The 2,612-nt window shown below is 71.6% G+C and carries 5 protein-coding genes; all 5 read left to right on the top strand.

Annotated features, from left to right (window positions below; translation table 11 throughout):
- Window positions 1–819 (top strand): FAD-dependent oxidoreductase (locus QQK43_RS22980; protein WP_284309608.1); only part of this gene is annotated, 819 nt, incomplete at its 5' end.
- The gene (gene thiS / locus QQK43_RS22975) at window positions 813–1,010 is read left to right on the top strand and encodes a sulfur carrier protein ThiS (protein ID WP_284309607.1); all 198 of its coding nucleotides are present in this window, start codon (window positions 813–815) and stop codon (window positions 1,008–1,010) included. The genes QQK43_RS22980 and thiS, both read left to right, overlap by 7 nt.
- 26 nt (window positions 1,011–1,036) lie before the next feature.
- Window positions 1,037–1,417: an aspartate 1-decarboxylase gene (gene panD / locus QQK43_RS22970; protein WP_284309606.1), complete on the top strand. Its 381-nt coding sequence runs from the start codon at window positions 1,037–1,039 to the stop codon at window positions 1,415–1,417.
- 38 nt (window positions 1,418–1,455) lie between these two features.
- Window positions 1,456–2,235, top strand: a complete 780-nt coding sequence (locus QQK43_RS22965; protein WP_234263829.1) for a thiazole synthase — start codon at window positions 1,456–1,458, stop codon at window positions 2,233–2,235.
- Window positions 2,232–2,612, top strand: a 381-nt coding sequence (locus tag QQK43_RS22960; protein WP_284309605.1) for a bifunctional hydroxymethylpyrimidine kinase/phosphomethylpyrimidine kinase, incomplete at its 3' end; no start/stop codon positions are given. The genes QQK43_RS22965 and QQK43_RS22960, both read left to right, overlap by 4 nt.

The raw sequence follows: 2,612 nt of genomic DNA, 5'->3' as shown, positions 1-2,612 counted from the left end.
CACGGCCCCGACCTGGGCGCCGCACGCCGGGTGCTCGCCCCGCTGGAGGACGCGCCCGCGCTGGCCAGCGAATTGCCGGCACCGCAGCCCCTCGAACGCGCCGAACTGGCCGCGCTGGAGCCGGCCGTCACGCCCGGCCTGCACGCCTGGCTGCTGCCGCAGGAGGCCCAGGTCATGGGCCGCGACATGCTGCAAGCGCTGGCGCTGCACGCCCCGGGTGTGTGGTGGTGCTGGGACGAGCGGGTGGCACAGGTGGAGCCCGGGCGCATCGTGCTGGCCGATGGTGAGGCCACGCACGTCGATCTGGCCATCGACGTGCGGGGGGTGAACGTGGCCCCCCCCATGGAGCGCCCACAGCGGCCCGGCGAAGCCGGTTCAGCGCTGGCCCTTGAAGAGGACATGGCCGTGCGCGGCGTGCGCGGCGAAGTGCTCTGGCTGCACGCACCCGGCGTGCGGCTGCAGCGCCCGGTCCGCCTGCTGCACCCGCGCCACCGCGTCTACATCGTGCCGCGCCCGGGCGACCTGTTCGTGGTGGGGGCCAGCGAGATCGAAAGCGAAGACCGCTCGCCCGTGAGCCTGCGCAGCGCGGTCGAACTCATGGCCGCGGCGCACAGCGTGCTGCCCGGCCTGGCCGAAGCCCGCATCGTGCACATGGAAGCCAACCTCCGCCCGGCCCTGCCCGACAACGAACCGCGCATCGACCACACGCCCGGCCGGCTGCGCATCAACGGCCTGTTCCGCCATGGCTGGCTGCTGGCACCAGCCCTGGTTGAAGACGCGCTGAAGCCACTGGGGCTCGCGCCCGTCCACCCATGCTGAACTTCAACGACCAGACCCTGCCATGCCCCGAGAGGCTGACGCTGTCCCAGTTGCTGGCATCCCAGGGCGTGGATGCCAGTACAGTCGCCACCGCCGTCAACGGCGCTTTCGTGCCGCGCTCGCAGCGCGAAACCACGCTGCTGCGGCCCGGCGACACGGTGCTGACCTTCCAGGCCATCGTCGGCGGCTGATTCCAAACCCTTTACCAGGAGACCCCATGTTCCGCACCCTGCTCAAGTCCAAGATCCACCGCGTCGCCGTGACGCAATGCGAACTGCATTACGAAGGCTCCTGCGCCATCGACGAAGACCTTCTCGACGCCGCCAACATCGCCGAAAACGAGCAGGTCCACATCTGGAACATCAACAACGGCGAGCGCTTCATCACCTACGCCATCAAGGGCGAGCGGGGCAGCGGCATGATTTCCGTCAACGGTTCGGCCGCACGCCGCGCTTCGGTGGGCGACCTGATCATCATCGCGGCCTTCGCCCAGGTGCACGAAGACCAGGTCGCCACGCACAAGCCGCAGTTGGTGTTCGTCGACGCGCGCAACCGCGCCAACGGCTCGCGGGACCACGTGCCCGTGCAGCCCGCCTGACCCCACATCCCCTCCCCTGCCCCCCATCCGACCCCGCCATGTCCTCACTGACCGTCTACGGCACCACGCTCGACAGCCGCTTCCTGCTGGGCAGCGCGGGCTACCCGTCGCCCCGGGTGCTGCGCGATGCCATCGCCGCGTCGAACACCCAGGTCGTCACCGTCGGCCTCAAGCGCACCCTGGCCGCCGCCGGCGACAACGGTTTCGTGCGCCAGATCGTGGACAGCGGCGTGCACCTGCTGCCCAACACCGCCGGCTGCCGCACCGCGCACGAAGCCATCACCCTGGCGCACATGGCGCGCGAGCTGTATGGCACGCGCTGGGTGAAGCTGGAAGTGGTGGGCGACGAACACACGCTGCAACCCGACCCCTGGGGCACGGTGGAGGCCGCCGCGCAACTGGTGAAGGACGGTTTTGCCGTGTTCCCCTACTGCACCGACGACCTGGTCACCTGCCAGCGCCTGCTCGACGCCGGCTGCCAAGTGCTGATGCCCTGGGGCGCGCCCATCGGTTCGGGCCAGGGGCTGATCAACCCGTTCGCGCTGCGCACCCTGCGCGCGCGCCTGCCCGGCGTGCCGCTGGTGGTCGACGCCGGCATCGGTGCGCCCAGCCACGCGGCCCTGGCCATGGAACTGGGCTTCGACGCCGTGCTGCTCAATTCCGCCGTCAGCCAGGCGGTGGACCCGGTGCGCATGGCGCGCGCCTTCGGCCTGGCCATCGAAGCCGGCCGCGCCGCCTTCGAAGCCGGCGTGATGGCCCCGCAGGACATGGCGGTCGCCTCCACGCCGGTGAGCGGCCACCCGTTCCTGATCCCATGAACGCCCCACCCGTCATCTGGAGCGTCGCCGGCACCGACAGCGGCGGCGGTGCCGGCCTGGCCGCCGACCAGCGCGCGGCCGACGCTTTCGGCCTGCACCTGGGCACGGTGGTCGCGGCCATCACCGCCCAGAGCACCACCGAGGTCTCACTCATCGCGGCCACGGCACCCGCCCTGCTGCAGGCGCAACTGGACACGCTGGCGCGCGACATGCCGCCGCGCGTGATCAAGACCGGCCTGCTCGGCAGCGCCGACAACGTGCGCGTGCTGGCCGCCTTCGTCGACCGCCTGCGCGCGCAACAGCCCGTCGCCCTGGTGGTCGACCCGGTGCTGCGCGCCAGCACCGGCGCGGCGCTGGCCGACGCCGAGCTGCACGCC

Origin of the sequence: Hydrogenophaga electricum, from assembly GCF_030160815.1 — a bacterium.
Lineage (GTDB): Bacteria > Pseudomonadota > Gammaproteobacteria > Burkholderiales > Burkholderiaceae_C > Hydrogenophaga > Hydrogenophaga electricum.
The sequence above is the reverse complement of the archived record's forward strand: the minus strand, read 5'-3'. Positions and strand labels throughout refer to the sequence as shown.

Excerpts from the sequence above, each read along its gene's own strand:
- panD (WP_284309606.1), top strand. The coding sequence starts at position 1,037 with ATGTTCCGCACCCTGCTCAAGTCCAAGATCCACCGCGTCGCCGTGACG.
- QQK43_RS22965 (WP_234263829.1), top strand. The coding sequence starts at position 1,456 with ATGTCCTCACTGACCGTCTACGGCACCACGCTCGACAGCCGCTTCCTG.
- thiS (WP_284309607.1), top strand. The coding sequence starts at position 813 with ATGCTGAACTTCAACGACCAGACCCTGCCATGCCCCGAGAGGCTGACG.